Source organism: Pseudomonas sp. B424 (genome assembly GCF_055408345.1).
Map to the genome: position 1 here is coordinate 46,054 of NZ_JBUZTL010000007.1, position 16,577 is coordinate 62,630.

The 16,577-nt window shown below is 55.5% G+C and carries 15 protein-coding genes; 8 read left to right on the forward strand and 7 right to left on the reverse strand.

Annotated elements, in window-relative coordinates; genetic code table 11:
• Nucleotides 1–78: 78 nt before the first annotated feature.
• Nucleotides 79–1,617 (reverse strand): putative bifunctional diguanylate cyclase/phosphodiesterase, encoded by a 1,539-nt coding sequence (locus ACZRMS_RS10610; RefSeq protein ID WP_463995311.1) that lies wholly within the window; start codon nt 1,615–1,617, stop codon nt 79–81.
• Between the two features lie 203 nt (nt 1,618–1,820).
• Here ACZRMS_RS10610 and uvrD point away from each other — a divergent pair, with 203 nt between their 5' ends.
• From uvrD to ACZRMS_RS10625, 3 genes are all read left to right on the forward strand, one after another.
• Complete coding sequence (gene uvrD / locus ACZRMS_RS10615) at nt 1,821–4,004, forward strand: DNA helicase II (RefSeq protein ID WP_463995312.1); 2,184 nt, start codon at nt 1,821–1,823, stop codon at nt 4,002–4,004.
• A gap of 270 nt (nt 4,005–4,274) precedes the next feature.
• The gene (locus ACZRMS_RS10620) at nt 4,275–5,126 is read left to right on the forward strand and encodes a Tim44 domain-containing protein (RefSeq protein WP_463995313.1); all 852 of its coding nucleotides are present in this window, start codon (nt 4,275–4,277) and stop codon (nt 5,124–5,126) included.
• Nucleotides 5,127–5,260: 134 nt separating this feature from the next.
• Nucleotides 5,261–5,668, forward strand: coding sequence for an SMI1/KNR4 family protein (locus ACZRMS_RS10625; protein ID WP_016782918.1), 408 nt, complete (start codon nt 5,261–5,263; stop codon nt 5,666–5,668).
• Between the two features lie 95 nt (nt 5,669–5,763).
• Here the strand turns inward: ACZRMS_RS10625 and ACZRMS_RS10630 are convergent, their stop codons facing one another.
• Nucleotides 5,764–7,524, reverse strand: coding sequence for a cation:proton antiporter (locus ACZRMS_RS10630; RefSeq protein ID WP_463995314.1), 1,761 nt, complete (start codon nt 7,522–7,524; stop codon nt 5,764–5,766).
• A 287-nt stretch (nt 7,525–7,811) separates the two neighbouring features.
• Here ACZRMS_RS10630 and ACZRMS_RS10635 point away from each other — a divergent pair, with 287 nt between their 5' ends.
• A complete protein-coding gene (locus tag ACZRMS_RS10635; protein ID WP_019826917.1) occupies nt 7,812–8,297 on the forward strand; it encodes an acyl-CoA thioesterase in 486 nt (161 codons plus the stop codon).
• A 109-nt stretch (nt 8,298–8,406) separates the two neighbouring features.
• On the opposite strand, the gene pdxY is transcribed toward ACZRMS_RS10635, so the two are convergent.
• The gene (pdxY, locus tag ACZRMS_RS10640) at nt 8,407–9,279 is read right to left on the reverse strand and encodes a pyridoxal kinase PdxY (RefSeq protein WP_463995315.1); all 873 of its coding nucleotides are present in this window, start codon (nt 9,277–9,279) and stop codon (nt 8,407–8,409) included.
• 113 nt (nt 9,280–9,392) lie between these two features.
• Here pdxY and ACZRMS_RS10645 point away from each other — a divergent pair, with 113 nt between their 5' ends.
• Nucleotides 9,393–9,794: a DUF3301 domain-containing protein gene (locus tag ACZRMS_RS10645; protein WP_463995316.1), complete on the forward strand. Its 402-nt coding sequence runs from the start codon at nt 9,393–9,395 to the stop codon at nt 9,792–9,794.
• A 196-nt stretch (nt 9,795–9,990) separates the two neighbouring features.
• On the opposite strand, the gene ACZRMS_RS10650 is transcribed toward ACZRMS_RS10645, so the two are convergent.
• The 3 genes from ACZRMS_RS10650 to zigA are packed head-to-tail and all read right to left on the reverse strand — an operon-like array spanning nt 9,991 to nt 12,864.
• Nucleotides 9,991–10,965, reverse strand: a complete 975-nt coding sequence (locus ACZRMS_RS10650) for a CobW family GTP-binding protein (RefSeq protein ID WP_463995317.1) — start codon at nt 10,963–10,965, stop codon at nt 9,991–9,993.
• A 40-nt stretch (nt 10,966–11,005) separates the two neighbouring features.
• Nucleotides 11,006–11,656 carry a DUF1826 domain-containing protein gene (locus ACZRMS_RS10655; protein ID WP_463995318.1) on the reverse strand — a complete coding sequence of 217 codons (651 nt, stop codon included), beginning with the start codon at nt 11,654–11,656 and terminating at the stop codon, nt 11,006–11,008.
• A complete protein-coding gene (gene zigA / locus ACZRMS_RS10660; protein WP_463995319.1) occupies nt 11,656–12,864 on the reverse strand; it encodes a zinc metallochaperone GTPase ZigA in 1,209 nt (402 codons plus the stop codon). The genes ACZRMS_RS10655 and zigA overlap by 1 nt, the downstream gene beginning before the upstream one ends.
• 149 nt (nt 12,865–13,013) lie before the next feature.
• Here zigA and folE2 point away from each other — a divergent pair, with 149 nt between their 5' ends.
• Together folE2 and ACZRMS_RS10670 are read left to right on the forward strand one after the other, a co-directional pair.
• Nucleotides 13,014–13,910, forward strand: a complete 897-nt coding sequence (gene folE2 / locus ACZRMS_RS10665; RefSeq protein ID WP_463995320.1) for a GTP cyclohydrolase FolE2 — start codon at nt 13,014–13,016, stop codon at nt 13,908–13,910.
• Nucleotides 13,907–14,467, forward strand: a complete 561-nt coding sequence (locus tag ACZRMS_RS10670; RefSeq protein ID WP_463995321.1) for a gamma carbonic anhydrase family protein — start codon at nt 13,907–13,909, stop codon at nt 14,465–14,467. Before folE2 ends, ACZRMS_RS10670 begins: the two co-directional genes overlap by 4 nt.
• Here the strand turns inward: ACZRMS_RS10670 and ACZRMS_RS10675 are convergent, their stop codons facing one another.
• On the reverse strand, nt 14,468–14,986 hold the full coding sequence (locus tag ACZRMS_RS10675) for a DUF3617 domain-containing protein (protein ID WP_463995322.1): 519 nt from the start codon (nt 14,984–14,986) through the stop codon (nt 14,468–14,470). It abuts the gene before it with no gap.
• A 124-nt stretch (nt 14,987–15,110) separates the two neighbouring features.
• Here ACZRMS_RS10675 and cls point away from each other — a divergent pair, with 124 nt between their 5' ends.
• On the forward strand, nt 15,111–16,550 hold the full coding sequence (gene cls, locus ACZRMS_RS10680; RefSeq protein WP_463995323.1) for a cardiolipin synthase: 1,440 nt from the start codon (nt 15,111–15,113) through the stop codon (nt 16,548–16,550).
• Nucleotides 16,551–16,577 lie beyond the last annotated feature (27 nt).

Sequence of the window (16,577 nt, forward strand, 5' to 3'; positions counted from 1 at the left end):
CCCAGTCAATACACCACCCAAATACCCGCCCTCCCCCTGAAATCAAGCCGCCTGAAGGCTGTGTAGCCCTTTTTGGCACTACAAAACAGCAACCCGGGTACGCAGCAAATCACCCAATTCCACAGCGTTTACCGGACGGCTGATCAAATAACCCTGCACTTCGTCACACTTTCGGGCTTTGAGAAATGCCATTTGCGCTTCGTTTTCAACACCTTCGGCCACCACTTTGAGGTCCAGGCTGTGGGCCATGGCGATAATCGCGTTGGTGATGGCCTCGTCTTCACTGCAACGCCCCACGCCGTGAATAAAGGTCTGATCGATCTTCACGTAATCCACGGCAAAGCGCTTGAGGTAGCTGAGCGATGAATAGCCGGTACCGAAGTCATCAATCGCCAGCTTCACCCCCAACTCGTGCAACTGCTGAAAAGTCGCGATGACGTATTCAACGTTGTCGAGCAACTGGCTTTCGGTCAGTTCCAGCTCCAGGCAGTGAGGCGCCAGACCGGTGTCTTCCAGCACCTGACGCACCAGGCTGACCAGCTTGCCCTGTCGCAACTGATGCCCGGACAAGTTCACCGACACCCGGATCGGCGCCAGCCCGGCACGCTGCCATTCACACGCCTGACGGCAGGCCTGACGCAGCACAAACTCACCGATGGTGCTGATCAGGCCGGTCTCCTCGGCCAGGGCGATAAAGTCGCTCGGAGGGACACTGCCCATTTGTGGATGATCCCAGCGCACCAGCGCTTCAACCGCGTGCAACTGCCCGGTAGCCAGGCATAACTTGGGTTGGTAGAGAACGTTGAGCTGGCGCTCGGCAATGGCTTTGCGCAGCTGGTTCTCGAGCTGCAAGCTCTCCAGGGTGCTGCGTTGCAAGCTGTGACTGTAGAACTGAAAAGTGCCGCCACCCAGGTGTTTGGCTTGCTGCATGGCCTTGTTGGCCTGATGAACCAGAGTGGCAATGTCACGCGCACTGTCAGGCAACAGACTGATGCCCATCGACACACTGATGATCAGCTCATGGCCATCCACCACCAGCGGCCGACCCAGCCTTTCCAGCAAGCGGGTCGATACCCGCGCCAGGCTGGTCAGGCTGGTGTAGGCATCAAACAGCACACCAAACTCATCGCCTGACAGTCGCGCGATGGTATCGGCCTCAGGCAAGGCCTTGGTAATGCGTTCAGCCATTTTTTGCAGCACATGATCCGCCAGCTCGTGCCCGAGGTTGTCGTTGAGCAGTTTGAAACGGTCGAGATTGATATGCAGCAACGTCAGGTTGCACGAGCCCTGGCGCACCCGCCGACTGGCCTCCTCCAGACGCTCCTTGAACAAGAGACGATTGGCCAGACCGGTCAGCTCATCAAAATGGGTAAGGCGGCGCACACGCGCCTCTACCAGACGGCGCTGCTCCACTTCCCGCGCAAGTTCGGTATTGAGCTGCTCGCTGCGCACATTGGCTTGCTGCAAGTCCTCGAACAAGCCTTGGCGACGCAAGCGACGCACCTTGTTGCGCAGCTTGATCTTCCTGACTTGCCAACCCGCAACACCCAGCAGCAGCACAAAAAAGCCGAACCCTATGCCGAAAAAATTACCCGGCGAATTTAAACTCTGAACCATCGGCAAAATTCTTATCAGTAGATGAGCCAAAAAGTCGCCCGAGCATACACAAGCAATGCGTGCGACCAAACGCAGAGACACCATTAATCCGGCGAAATAAACAGGGCACCGTCACTCCCTCCCCGTGCTCCAGGCCGGCAACCTTTTTGACCACTGGGCCCAGTAGCTAGCATTGAAACGGCAACAGCCCCTAAAATGCCCCGATGCGCGATGATCTCTCTCTCTTGTTAAATTCTCTCAACGATGCCCAACGTCAGGCCGTCACGGCCAGTGTTGGGCGTCAGTTGGTTCTGGCCGGCGCAGGTTCCGGCAAAACCCGTGTGCTGGTGCACCGTATCGCCTGGTTGATCCAGGTCGAAAACGCATCCCCACACTCCGTGCTGTCGGTGACCTTCACCAACAAGGCCGCTGCCGAGATGCGTCACCGCATCGAGCAGTTGATGGGCATCAGCCCGGCCGGCATGTGGGTCGGCACCTTCCACGGCCTGGCGCACCGCCTGTTGCGGGCTCACTGGCAAGAAGCCGGTCTGAGCCAGACCTTCCAGATCCTCGACAGCGATGACCAGCAACGTTTGGTCAAGCGTGTGATCCGTGAACTGGGGCTAGATGAACAACGCTGGCCCGTACGTCAGGCACAGTGGTTTATCAACGGCCAAAAAGACGAAGGCTTGCGCCCCAAACATATCCAGGCCAGTGGTGATTTGTTCCTGGCCACCATGCGCAACATCTACGAAGCCTATGAGATCGCGTGCCAACGCGCCGGTGTCATCGACTTTTCCGAGTTGCTGCTGCGCGCCCTGGACCTGTGGCGCGACAACCCGGGCTTGCTGGCGCACTACCAAAAGCGCTTCCGGCACATCCTGGTGGACGAATTCCAGGACACCAACGCCGTTCAATACGCCTGGTTGCGACTACTGGCCCAGGGCGGCGACAGCCTGATGGTAGTAGGCGATGACGACCAGTCGATCTACGGCTGGCGCGGCGCGAAAATCGAGAATATTTACCAGTACTCGACCGACTTCCCGGACGCCGAAACCATCCGCCTGGAACAAAACTACCGTTCCACCGCCGGCATCCTCAAAGCGGCCAATGCCCTGATTGCCAACAACACCGGGCGCATGGGCAAAGAGCTGTGGACCGACGGCGGCGAAGGCGAAGCAATTAACTTGTACGCCGCGTTCAACGAACACGACGAAGCACGCTACGTGGTCGAGACCATCGAAAGCGCCCTGAAAACCGGCCTGGCCCACAGCGACATCGCTATTTTGTATCGCTCCAACGCCCAGTCGCGGGTGCTTGAAGAAGCCTTGCTGCGCGAGCGTATTCCATACCGTATCTATGGCGGCCAGCGCTTCTTCGAACGCGCTGAAATCAAAAATGCCATGGCCTACATGCGCCTGCTCGAAGGCCGTGGCAACGATGCGGCGCTGGAACGGGTGATTAACGTACCGGCCCGCGGCATCGGTGAAAAAACCGTCGAAGCCATTCGCGATCACGCCCGCCACAGCGATGTGTCGATGTGGGAGGCGATGCGCCAGTTGATTGCCAATAAAGCCCTGCCCGGTCGTGCGTCGGGCGCCATTGCCGGCTTTATCGAACTGATTGAAAGCCTCGCGGCAAAAGTCATGGAGATGCCACTGCATCTGATGACCCAGACCGTGATCGAGCAAAGCGGGCTGATTGCCTACCATCAGGCGGAAAAAGGTGAAAAAGGCCAGGCCCGGGTAGAAAACCTTGAGGAACTGGTAAGCGCGGCTCGCAACTTCGAAAACAATGACGAAGACGAAGAGCTGTCGCCATTGGCCGCCTTCCTCGGTCATGCCTCGCTGGAAGCAGGCGATACCCAGGCCGAAGAGCATGAAGACGGTATTCAGCTGATGACGCTGCACAGCGCCAAAGGTCTGGAGTTCCCGTATGTGTTCCTGGTCGGCATGGAAGAAGGTTTGTTCCCGCACAAGATGAGCCTGGAAGAACCCGGCCGCCTTGAAGAGGAGCGACGCCTGGCTTACGTGGGCATTACCCGTGCAATGCAAAATCTGGTGATGACTTACGCTGAAACCCGACGCCTGTACGGCAGCGAGACCTACAACAAGGTTTCGCGCTTCGTGCGCGAAGTGCCAAAAGGCCTGATTCAGGAAGTACGGCTGTCCAACAGTGTCAGCCGTCCTTTCGGTGGCGGCCAAAAGCAGAGCGCCAGCAGCCTGTTTGGTGGCTCGGAGATTCCAGAGACCGAGTTCAAGCTTGGCCAGATGGTCAAGCATGCGGTCTTCGGCGAGGGCGTCATCCTCAACTTCGAGGGCGCAGGCGCGCAGGCCCGGGTGCAGGTGAATTTCTCGGAAGGCAGCAAGTGGCTGATGATGGGCTACGCCAAACTTGAAGCTGTCTGACAGCAACCCGACAGCTTTCCGGGAATAGTCTGGGTTAATAGATAACTAGATGTGGGAGCGGGTTTGCTCGCGATGGGATTACCTCGGAGGTCTGATGTACCGAGTTGTATTTATCGCGAGCAAGCCCGTTCCCACAATTACATACGTCCTACACCAAAAAAAACCATCTCTTACAGCCAATTAGGCAAAAGCCCGAAACACTTCACACCTAGCCAGTCACACCTCACCTGTGCAACATGGCGCGCGTGTATCCACAAATGGGAACCCCTTATGAAACGCTTTCTTAGCATCGCCATGGCGTTGTGCATCGGTTTGACGATGAGCCTCGACGCGAACGCCAAACGCTTCGGCGGCGGCAAAAGCGCCGGTGCAGCGCCTAGCCACCAAACGCGCCAGGCCGCTCCAGCTGCAGCCCCTGCGGCTGCCGGCGCTGCAGGCGCAGCCGCTAAAGCCGGTGGTGCTTCGCGCTGGCTCGGCCCTCTGGCCGGCCTCGCTGCCGGTGGCCTGCTGGCGTCCATGTTCATGGGCGGCGGCTTCCAGGGCATGCAGTTCTTCGACATCCTGATCATGGGCGTCATCGCCTTCCTGATCTTTCGCTTCATTGCCGCCCGTCGCCGCAAGCAACAGGCTGACATGGCCCCAGCGGGTCACTCGCCAATGCAGCGTCAGGTGTTCGAAGACAAACCTGCTCCTTCGTCGATCTTCGGTGGCGGTTCGGCTGCACCTGCGGCCCGTCCGGTAATCAATGCTCCGGCCTGGTTCAACGAACAAAACTTCCTTGAAGCTGCGCGCAGCCATTTCCAGTCCCTGCAACAGCACTGGGATGCCAACGAAATGGACAAGATCGCCGAGTTCGTGACGCCACAGATGCTCGACTTCCTCAAGCGTGAACGCGCTGAGCTGGGTGATGGCTTCCAGTCCACCTACATCGACAACCTGAGCGTTCAACTGGACGGCCTGGACGATCGGGCGGACAAAACCATCGCAACCCTGACCTTCAGCGGCGTGTCGAAAAACTCGCGCTTTGACCAGGGCGAAGCCTTCAGCGAAAGCTGGAACATGGAACGTCAACAAGGCGATAACCAGCCTTGGCTGGTTGCCGGTATCCGCCAGAACGGCTGATCCCACAGGCTGTACATGCGTTAAACAAAGCCCCGGACTTGTCCGGGGCTTTGCATTTCACGATTGCACTTATAACGAGCTACTGTATAAAGCGCGTCATATAAACCGCGCCATAGAGTATGAGGATTGAGGTCGTGGAAGAGATCATCGAAGAGCTACGCGAAAAAAACGAGCCTGTACCAGTTCCTCTGGAACTGCCTGAAGAAGACCAGTTGGTGGAAATCGAAGAACAGCTGTTCATTGATATCCCGTTTGTCTTCAGAGAGTTTTTGCTGACCGTCAGTGACGTGGTGTATGGCAGCCTGGAGCCGGTCACCGTGACCGACCCGCAGTCGCATACCTACCTGCCGGAAGTGGCGGCCAACGCCTGGGATGCCGGCGTTGATCGCAGCTTGATCCCTATTTGCCAGGACGGCGACGACTACTACTGCGTGGAAGAAGACGGCACCGTGGTGCTGTGGTCCGGCGAAGAAGAACTCGTCACCGAAGAGACCTGGGAATCGGTCTGGCACTGGGCGCGGGACGTCTGGCTGGAAAGCTGATACCGCCAGGGCCTGTTGACGCTTCATTGTGGCTCACAACGAAACGTCAACAGGCCCTGGGCATGCCCGCTTTCCAGCCCTTGGTCAGCGGGCAGTCAGTGCCCACCCTCCTTGTGGTTATCCAGGGTCTCCAGGAGTGCAACCTGCATCCGCGTGTGAATCCGGATAAACCAGCGCCACAACAGTGCAGCTACCCCCGCGGCCACCACTGCAATCACCATCAGTAATTCATTGGTGGGCAAGATGCTCGCCGACAATGCCGACAGCAGCAGAAAAATCACCAGCAATGACAAAATCGGGATCACTTCAGATATCACCCGACGCACGCGCTGTGTATGGCGCCCGGCCATTTCAGGCTTGACCCCCATCTCCGCCAGCAGCATCGACAGCGCTTTGAGCTTGCGATATGCCGCGATCAGGAACGGTAGCGACAACAGCAAGGCCGCGCCCCAGATCATCCCTTTTTGCCAGCTCGGCTCCAGAATCCAGCCCTGCAGGTAGCGCCCGATGCGCGGGGCGAAATAACCGCCGGCGAAGAAAATAGCGATAACCAAAGCCAGATTGACGCCCACTTGCAGCAAGATTTTTCGGATCATTGCTGCCAATAGCGCGCCCTCACCCTGGGGCTGAATACTGCGCAGCCATTCGCCATACAACCCCAAAACCCGCGACAGGCGATCAGGTACCACCTGCGCCAGCTTGAGTGAGAGCGGGTCTGCGGCGCGAATCAGGTAAGGCGTCATCAGGGTGGTCAACACCGATACCGCAACCGCCACGGGGTACAGGAAGCTGCTGGTGACCTGCAGTGTCATACCCAGCGCCGCAATGATGAAAGAAAACTCTCCAATCTGAGACAGCCCCATCCCAACCCGTAGCGAGGTGCGCCCGTCATTGCCTGCGATAAACGCCCCAAGCCCGCAGGACAGCACCTTGCCCAGTACCACCGCGATGGTGATCACTACGATTGGCAGCGCGTATTCCAGCAGGATTGCCGGGTCGAGCATCAGCCCGATGGCGACAAAAAAGATCGCGCTGAACAAATCACGTACCGGCTCGATCAGACGTTCAATCTTCAGCAACTGACGCGACTCGGCCATGATCGCACCGATCAAAAACGCACCGAGCACCATGCTGTATTCCAGCTTGACCACCAGCAGGCAGAAGCCAAAGCACAGCCCCAGGACGGTAATCAGCAGCATCTCATTGCTTTCGAATTTGGCCACATACGCCAGCACACGCGGCACCAGCAAAATGCCGATAACCAGCGCCACAATCATGAACAACGACAATTTACCGACCGTCGAAAATACTTCCTCCGGGCTGACACTGCCGCTGACAGCGATACTCGACAACAGCGCAATAATCCCGATACCCAGGATGTCTTCAACGATCAACACGCCAAAAATAAGCTGCGCGAAGCGCTCGTTTTTCATCTTCAGGTCGTTAAGCGCCTTAACGATGATGGTGGTCGACGAAATCGCCAGGATGGCGCCTAAAAACAGCGAATCCATGGTGCTCCAGTCGAACCAGCGGCCAATTTCGTAGCCGATCCAGATCATCAGCGTAATTTCCATAAACGCTGCGATAAAGGCGGTAGCTCCGACCTTGAACAATTTGCGCAGGCTGAACTCCAGACCCAGGCAAAACATCAAAAAAATCACCCCCAGCTCGGCCAGGGTCTTGATCGTTTCTTCATCGTGGATCAGGCCAAACGGCGGTGTGTGCGGGCCAATAATAAAACCCGCCACGATGTAGCCCAGCACCACTGGCTGCTTGAACCTGTGAAAAAGAATCGTCACCACACCTGCGACCAGCATGATGACTGCCAGATCCTGAATAAAACTGATGGCATGCATGGCGCGGTACTCCTTGTTTAATTTTCATCAGGCAACAAGACGATACACACCACTTATCAGGCGGTGAGCATCGACTGTTTTAAATATAGGAATTACCCAATAAATGGGCTTTTGCAGGTTAACACCGCGACTTCCAGCGGAAAGGCGGTGCAATATATGGAAACAGATGGACATAAGCGTGACGGCAGTCAAAACGGCAACGTCCCGTTATTAACTGTTTCAAAAATCGACAAGTATCCGCAGAGATACCCACTTCACTGCTGCAATACAACCGCGAGCCTGCTGCTATGGAACCCGGAAACGCCCAACTGTCGATGACGGTCTTGATGACCCCGGATATGGCCAATTTCTCTGGCAATGTTCACGGCGGAACCCTGCTCAAGTACCTCGATGAAGTCGCTTATGCCTGCGCCAGCCGCTATGCGGGGCGCTATGTGGTCACCCTGTCGGTGGACCAGGTTATTTTTCGTGAGCCAATTCATGTCGGAGAGCTGGTGACCTTCCTCGCATCGGTCAACTACACCGGCAACACCTCGATGGAAGTCGGGATCAAAGTCGTCACTGAAAATATTCGTGAACGCTCGGTGCGCCACACCAACAGTTGCTTTTTCACCATGGTGGCGGTGGACGATGATCGCAAACCGGCCGCTGTTCCGCCGTTGCAGCCATTGAACAGCGAAGACAAGCGCCGCTTTATTCAGGGCAAGCAACGCCGCCAGATCCGTCAGGAGCTGGAGCAGCGTTATCGCGAACTGAAAGACGAAACGGTGTAAATGATCTGTGGGAACGGGCTGCTCGCGATTGCATCACCTCGGTCTTACAGATAAACCGAGTCGCCAGAATCGCGAGCAAGTCCGCTCCCACAAATTTTTTTTAGTTTGCTTACAAACTGATCGGCACCGCCTCAAACCGCACACGCGGATGAGCGATGCGGTCCTGGGCCCGCACCAGTTGCAATTCGTAGCTGGTGCATGCCTGGGTTTCCAGCAACACTTCATGCACCGCCGCCGCCGTAAATTCAAACGCAGCCACCAGACTGTCACCCAGTAAAACCCGAGCCAGAAATAACCCTGACGTCAAATCGCCCACGCCCACGGGCTGACGCGGGAAGGCCAGCAACGGACGGCGTAAATGCCAGCTCCCCTCTGCCGTTACCAACAGCATCTCAAAATTTTCTGCCGGTTTGCCGGGATAATACAAATGCTTCACCAGCACCGCTTTCGGACCTCGGGCCAGCAAGCTGCGGGCCATGGCCAGGCAGTCGAACAAGGATTGCGGGTGGCGACCGCAGAAACTGTCCAGTTCCAGCTGATTGGGGCACAGGAAATCCGCCATCGCGACGGCTTCTTCAAGCAGAAAATCACTGACTTCTTGTGGGACGATGCAACCTTTCTCGGGGTGCCCCATGACCGGGTCACACAGATACAGCGCATGTGGGTTGACGGCTTTAATGCGCGCCACACCGCTTAAAATGGCTCGCCCCTGAGCCGCACTGCCCAGATAACCGGACAAAACCGCATCACAGTTACCCAGCTCACCGATGGCGGCGATCCCGTCGACCAGCGAAGGAATTTGCTCGGGAGCCAACACTTCGCCTGTCCACTGACCATACTGAGTGTGGTTCGAGAACTGCACCGTGTTCAAAGGCCAGACATTCACCCCGACGCGCTGCATAGGAAAAACCGCTGCGCTGTTGCCGGCATGGCCGAAAACCACGTGGGATTGGATGGCGAGTAAATGAGGTGTACGTTTCATGCCGGATTCCAGACTACGGGTGGATTCAAGCCACGCAGTATGCGACGAAACGCGGCCTGTACGACAGGTTGAACACGCAGTTAAGCTGAGCACAATCTGTTGGAGCACATGTAATGCTGACCCTTGGAAATATGTTTGTGCTGATGCTGCTGGCAACGGCTGCTGCCTGGCTGTGGCATAACCACGGCATGCGCGAGCGGGCGCTGGAACGAGTCAAACAGCACTGTAAAAAACTTGATATCGAGTTGCTGGATGAAAACGTGGCCCTTAAAAAGATTGGCTTTATCGCCGATGCCAGCGGCAACAAGCGTCTGGCCCGTGTGTATAACTTCGAATTCACGGTCACAGGCGATCAGCGCCATACGGGGTCCATTACCCAATTCGGCGCCCATAGCGCAAAAATCGAATTGCCACCCTACCCGATGCAGACTGAGCCCCAGCCGAGCGAAATTCCCACTGCTCAGGTGATTGAGCTCAGCCAATGGCGTCAGGAACACAGCAAGACACGCCACTGACCCTGCCCGACCGTGCCAACACCTCTTGCCTGTGGATAACTTTTCCGTCAACCAAGCTAAAACCCCTGAGATAGACACATCGAAAGGGTTTTAGCCAGAAAATGCAGTGCGAACACTTTTAATTGTAGGACAATTTTACCAGCACAGATTTAGCCTAAAACCCCCTGATTACAGGGTCGCGTCACCCCCCTCCCCCCTAAAAAACTTCTTTTAGCAGGCAGTTTTCCAGTCCTGACCGTAGCAATTCCAGATTTTGTGGGCGATCAAAGATCAGTTCCAGGCGTGAATCCTTGCGCCACTCGCTCGACTTCCATTGTGCGATCGAGTTATCCACAGAATTAGTTGAAAACCAGCCTCCCGAGCCGTGAATAACCAACTTCGCACGTCGCCAGTCCAGGCTTTGAAGCCACTGTTCCAGCAAGCCCAAGTCGAATTGCCGCGAGGCATGCCAGCGCCAGCCCACACTCCACCCTTCGGGCTGCGACTGAGTCATCACAATCGGTGTCCGGGGATCGGAAAACACACTGTGAACTTGATTAAAATCCTTATAAATCAAGGAGTTATCCACAGCATGAGCAATATTCACGTGGGCTGCAGGCAGCGTATTTAAAGGGATTCGCCCATGCTCGACCCATAAAACAGGGCACTTTGGCAGACTGTATGCAATCTGTTCACGTTGCTCATTTGGGACACTATTAGATTTATTCATGACCACTAAACCGGCACTTTTCAGGGCCTCTTGCTGGGTTTCAGGCAAGGATTTGCCCTGGGCCATTGCTTGCGCATCCAGCACCATCACACACGGCTGCAAGGCCAGAACGCCGAGCCAGGGCGCTTCGCTGAGTTGTTTCAAAAGCTGTACGGGATGACCCAAACCGGAGGGTTCGATAAACAGTCGATCCGGGCGAGCCTTGCGTAATAGACGGCTCAAGCCAATTTGAAAAGGTGCGCCGTTGACGCAACACACGCATCCGCCTGCTACTTCGGCAATTGCGATTGCGTCGTCTGCCTGACTCATCAGCGCGGCATCCAGGCCGATTTGGCCGAACTCATTAACCAGTACCGCCCAGCGTTCGTGTGCGGGCTTGTGCGCCATCAGGTGCTGAATCAGACTGGTTTTGCCGGCGCCAAGGGGCCCGGCAATCAAGTGGGTAGGAATGTTCTGCAGCATGATCGCCAGCTTCTGTAGAGGTCCAAGCAAGCAATATGCCTCAGGCCAGCCAGTCGAGGGTCAAAATCAGACGTCGTTCGCCCTGCGCCAGAGCAGGCGAGCGATGAATCAAGCCCGCACCCTCGTTACCCTGCCACTTTTCGCCCTTGAGCAAGGCCACCTCACCGGCATTTATTTGCTGAATCAACCCGCCCTCAGTTGGCTCGGCCTGCACCTGCCCCAGCTGACGACGCTCCATCACGCCTTCTTCCAGCCACTGAGTACCAATCCCCGCATAAGTGGTAATAAGTCGCACAGGTACGTGATCCACATGAAAGCGTGGGCACATTGCCTTATCCAGGGCCCTGAGACGCAGCCCAATGCGTTTTGCGCCCAACAGGCACGCATAGGCACTGACCAGCCAGGAAACATCTGCAATAAAGCCTGTATAGCCTTCCAGATCATTAAACCTGGATGCCAGGCCGTGGAGGTTAGGTCGAGCCTGTTCGTTGGCTATTTCCAGAACGATGGCGTCAGCCAAAGGCTCGTCCAGCGAGAGCAATAACGCGCCGAAATCGACAATTTGCACAGGCAACTGACGCTGCCAGATCGCCAGATTCACGTCTTCATCCAGGATTCGCGTCATGGCATCCGGGGTTTGCCCGCGCATCTGATGAATCAAAGGTTGAGCCGTCTGAACAAAGGCATTCATCACGCAGCCACCTCTTCATGCCATTCACCGAACGGGTCGCGCAGTTGTTTCCAGCCTTCTGCGCCCAGTGCCAACTCTGCATCGCTGAGCAAACAGGCATCGAGCTCAGCCGTCAGCAAGGCAAAGTCGATGTGTTGACCAATAAACACCAATTCCTGCCGGCAATCGGCGGTATCCGGCAGCCATTTTTGAAGGATTTCTGCCCTGGTTTCCGGGTCTTGAGGCCACTGATCACGCGGCACAAAGCGCCACCAGCGTCCGGCAAACCCGTAACGCATCAGACCGCCCGCCTGAGACCAACTGCCCGCTTCCTGATATTTACTGGCCAGCCAAAAAAAACCTTTGGAGCGCAGCAATTTACCGTTGGTCCATGGGCGATCAATAAAATTAAAGAAACGTTCCGGGTGAAATGGCCTGCGCGCGCGATAAGCGCTGGACGCGATGCCATATTCTTCGCTTTCGGGCACATGCTCGCCGCGTAACTCTTGCAACCAGCCCGGTGCTTGAGCCGCACGCTCAAAGTCAAAACGTCCGGTATCAAGAATTTTATTGAGAGAAACTTCGCCCATCACCATCGGAATTATTTCTGCCTGAGCATTCAAGCGCTGCAAAATGGCGATTAATTCTTGTCGTTCGTCACTGCTGATAAGGTCAATTTTGCTGACTAATATGACGTCAGCGAACTCTATTTGCTCAATCAACAAATCGGTAATCGACCGTTCGTCTGATTCTCCAAGGGTTTCACCCCGTGAATCCAGACTTTCTGCGGCTTGATAATCTTGCAAAAAATTCAGGCCATCCACCACCGTGACCATGGTGTCCAGCCGGGCAATATCGGCCAGGCTTTGGCCCGCTTCATCGCGAAAAGTGAAGGTTTCTGCCACCGGCAGCGGTTCTGAAATGCCGGTTGATTCGATCAACAAATAATCAAAACGGCCGTCTTTCGCCAGTGCGCTGACCTCATGCAGTAAGTCTTCGCGCAGAGTGCAGCAAATACAGCCGTTGCTCATTTCGACGAGTTTTTCTTCAGCCCGATTCAAAGTCACATCACGTTGAACCTCACCGCCATCAATATTTATTTCGCTCATGTCGTTGACGATCACCGCCACCCGCAAGTTGTCGCGGTTACGCAAAATATAATTAAGCAGGGTGCTTTTTCCTGCACCGAGAAATCCGGACAGCACAGTCACCGGCAAACGTTTAGGCATGGGAGCTTCCTCATCAGGGTTGGCAGGTCAAAGCGCCCGCTTGTTGGCGCGACCAATTCAGACCGCAGATAATGATACATTATAACAATACAAAAGATTAGAATTGTTATTGAGTAACAAAATGCCAACTCCCTCGATGGAAGCTCTTTATGAATGCACTTATCCTTCCCGACATTGCGTCTCAATATGCCCGCCAAGTTGTCCCGCTGGAATGGGTCGGGATGTGCGGGATTGCACTGCCCATTGTGATTGATGGCCAGCGGCTCACCGCCAAGGTTGATGCCGGAGTCAGTCTGGATGACGCACAGGCACGCGGAATTCACATGTCACGACTTTTTCTAGCGCTAGAAGTACTCGAGTCACAGGGGCTGAACCCTCTACTTTTGAAAAAAGTTTTACAGCAATTTCTCGACAGCCATGACGATTTATCGATCTGTGCCTACCTGAGTATTCATACCCACCTGCTACTAAAACGCCCCGCATTGGTCAGCCCTTTGAACGGATGGAAGAGCTACCCGCTGACCATCGATGCCTCTCTGAAAAACGGAATGTTCCACGTGGAACTAAAAGTAGAAGTGGAATATTCATCAACTTGCCCGTGCTCGGCAGCCTTGGCTCGACAATTAATCCAACAACAATTCGTCAACGACTTTGCCAACAAAGCGTTGCTACACGCCGAAGTTTTAACCTGGCTTGGTAGTTCACAAGGCATCGTCGCTACGCCACACAGCCAAAGAAGTACCGCTATTTTACAAATCCGCCTTGACACTGAGCTGGAGTATCTCCCGATCAATACGCTGATCGATGAGGCTGAAAGTGCTTTGGGGACCGCGGTACAAACCGCTGTAAAACGAGCAGACGAACAAGCCTTCGCGTTAGCCAATGGCCAGAATTTAATGTTCTGCGAGGATGCTGTACGAAGGTTGAATGTCGCGCTGAAGGTTGCTCAAGGACTGAAGGGTTTCAACATTAAAGTGGTTCACGCTGAGAGCTTGCACAGCCATGACGCCGTAGCCGAGAGCCGCTGGAACTGGAGCGCACCATGATCCGCAAGAACCCCTCCGGTGATTTACCCTCCATAGCCGAGTCGGCATACGTCGATAGAACTGCAATTATTTGCGGCAAGGTGGTCATCGGCGAAAATGTGTTCGTCGGTCCCTATGCCGTGATCCGCGCAGACGAAGTCGACAAGGACGGCGGCATGCAACCGATCACCATCGGTGCAAACTCGAATATTCAGGACGGCGTGGTCATCCATTCAAAGTCCGGGGCAGCCGTCACTATTGGTGAAAATACTTCGATAGCGCACCGCTCCATCGTCCACGGGCCATGCCGTGTAGGCGATCGAGTCTTTATCGGATTCAACAGTGTGCTGTTCAATTGCGAGCTGGGTGACGGCTGTGTGGTGCGGCATAACTCGGTCGTCGATGGCCGCGACCTGCCTGAGAATTTTTACGTACCGTCCACAACCCGTATCGGGCCAAGCACTGACCTGAGCCAATTCGCTCCGGTCAGTGTCAGTGCATCGGAATTTTCAGAGGATGTAGCACGCACCAATGTCGATCTGGTGCGCGGCTATAAAGCGCTGCAAAACGAGTTTTGATCAGGCTCGCGGTTTGACTGTTCCACAGTTTTGTCCCAACCAGACAGCACGGGTATCCATGCTGCCCTTCTGCTGAATCCCGGTCGCGTTAAAGGTGCCATTCACTTGGGTGGTGAATTCACGATCACTGGCAAAGGTTGCCACACCTGCGCCCTGGGCTTTTGGACAACTAAAGCGAAACTTCCACTGATTTCCACTACGCTCAGTGATCTGCTGGTTACAACCAGACTTGGGATCTGTCAGCGGAATGTTGTCTGACTTCACTTGATCGGGTGTCAGGCACACCCGAACACCTTTACCCCCCATGGTCAGCCCTTGGTTCTCCAACTGAGCTTTTTGTTCCGGGGTCAGCATGTTCTGTAATTGACCTAACATTACCTGCAGTTCAGGCAACTGCTGGCCATCGACCTGCATATTGCTGGAGGTCAATTCCCAAAGACCCGGCTGAAGCATTTGGGCCTGAGCCACCGGGATCGACAAACCACAGGCCATGAACAACCCAAGCAGACGAACATTCATCAAGTTACTCCTACGCTATTGTTCGCGTTAGACGTCAAAAATGGGTAAGTGTTGCACCCGCAACCAATCAAGACATTCAGGTCGGTCAAGACTTGGCATTGGACATTGAGGAGCAAGGATACGCATGGATTATCTAGGCCCGCACGTATTTGGTTATCTGATTTTACTGATCCACAGCTTAGGCTTGATTGCCGCCGTACATGCGGTATTAACCGTCAGGACGGCGCAGGGTTCGATCGCGTGGGCCATGTCACTGTTCTTCATTCCTTACTTCACCCTGATCCCGTATCTGATATTTGGTCGCAGCACGTTTGACGATTACATTCGCGCCCGCCGTGATGCCAACAAGGAAATGCGCGACGCCATCACCGACCTGAACTGGCGACCTTGGGTCGAGGAAGCACTCTCGGCTCGCAACTCAAAAGCCTATACCTCGTTGCGGGCAATGCCGAAGTTGGGACGCATGCCCTGCCTTGCAAACAACTCGGTGCGTTTGTTAATCAATGGCACGGCCACTTTCGACGCCATTTTCGACGCCATTCGTTCCGCCAAAGAGGTGGTGCTGGTCCAGTTCTTTATCATCCACGACGATGATCTGGGCATGAAGCTGCACGCACTGCTCCTTGAGAAAGCCGCCCAAGGCGTCGCAGTACATGTGTTGTACGACAGCATTGGCAGCCACTCCCTGCCCAAAAGTTACGGGGAAAGCTTGCGTGCAGGCGGTGTACAAACCTATGCATTCGCCACCCGTGGTGGCTGGATCAGTCGCTTCCAGGTGAACTTTCGCAACCATCGAAAAGTGGTGGTCGTGGACGGAGTGCGAGGTTTTGTCGGTGGGCACAACGTAGGCGTTGAATACCTGGGCGCCAAACCACCGCTGTCACCGTGGCGCGACACTCACGTCGAAGTCACCGGGCCTGTGGTTGCCTGCCTGCAGGAATCATTTGCTGAAGACTGGTTCTGGGCCGCTCGCAAATTGCCGCCCCTGATCCTGCCCCAGAGCTATCCGGAAGATGGCGTGCTCTGCCAGTTCCTGGCCAGCGGTCCGGCAGATCCGTACGAAACCTGCTCGCTGTTTTTCGTTGAGGCGATCCATGCCGCCAACCGCCGGGTATGGATTACGACCCCCTACTTTGTCCCCGATGAGGCTGTGTTCGCAGCACTGCGACTCGCCGTGCTGCGCGGGGTGGATGTACGCATCCTGATACCGTCACGCCCTGACCATAAAATCGTGTATGCCGCGTCCAGCCTGTATGCCTTCGAAGCTGTGCGCGCAGGCGTGCGGATCTTCCGTTATCAACCCGGGTTTGTGCATCAAAAAGTGGTGTTGGTCGACGACGAAATCAGCGCCATTGGCAGCGCCAATATGGACAACCGCTCGTTCCGTCTCAACTTTGAAGTGATGCTGCTCACCGTCGACGATGCGTTCGCCAGGCAGGTCGAGCATATGCTGCTCGATGACTTCGCACTGGCCCGTGAAATTACGGAAGCGGACATCAAGGCCACTCACCGCTTGCAGCAACTGGCCATGCGGGTTGCGCGCCTGGTTTCGCCTGTTCTATAAAAAAGGCCGTGACGCTCTGGCGTCACG

Coding starts and splice junctions, on each gene's coding strand:
- ACZRMS_RS10670 (WP_463995321.1), top strand. CDS start 13,907: ATGATCCGCAAGAACCCCTCCGGTGATTTACCCTCCATAGCCGAGTCG.
- ACZRMS_RS10610 (WP_463995311.1), bottom strand. CDS start 1,617: ATGGTTCAGAGTTTAAATTCGCCGGGTAATTTTTTCGGCATAGGGTTC.
- ACZRMS_RS10675 (WP_463995322.1), bottom strand. CDS start 14,986: ATGAATGTTCGTCTGCTTGGGTTGTTCATGGCCTGTGGTTTGTCGATC.
- zigA (WP_463995319.1), bottom strand. CDS start 12,864: ATGCCTAAACGTTTGCCGGTGACTGTGCTGTCCGGATTTCTCGGTGCA.
- ACZRMS_RS10620 (WP_463995313.1), top strand. CDS start 4,275: ATGAAACGCTTTCTTAGCATCGCCATGGCGTTGTGCATCGGTTTGACG.
- ACZRMS_RS10650 (WP_463995317.1), bottom strand. CDS start 10,965: ATGCTGCAGAACATTCCTACCCACTTGATTGCCGGGCCCCTTGGCGCC.
- cls (WP_463995323.1), top strand. CDS start 15,111: ATGGATTATCTAGGCCCGCACGTATTTGGTTATCTGATTTTACTGATC.
- ACZRMS_RS10655 (WP_463995318.1), bottom strand. CDS start 11,656: ATGAATGCCTTTGTTCAGACGGCTCAACCTTTGATTCATCAGATGCGC.
- ACZRMS_RS10635 (WP_019826917.1), top strand. CDS start 7,812: ATGGAACCCGGAAACGCCCAACTGTCGATGACGGTCTTGATGACCCCG.
- ACZRMS_RS10630 (WP_463995314.1), bottom strand. CDS start 7,524: ATGCATGCCATCAGTTTTATTCAGGATCTGGCAGTCATCATGCTGGTC.
- ACZRMS_RS10645 (WP_463995316.1), top strand. CDS start 9,393: ATGCTGACCCTTGGAAATATGTTTGTGCTGATGCTGCTGGCAACGGCT.
- pdxY (WP_463995315.1), bottom strand. CDS start 9,279: ATGAAACGTACACCTCATTTACTCGCCATCCAATCCCACGTGGTTTTC.
- uvrD (WP_463995312.1), top strand. CDS start 1,821: ATGCGCGATGATCTCTCTCTCTTGTTAAATTCTCTCAACGATGCCCAA.
- folE2 (WP_463995320.1), top strand. CDS start 13,014: ATGAATGCACTTATCCTTCCCGACATTGCGTCTCAATATGCCCGCCAA.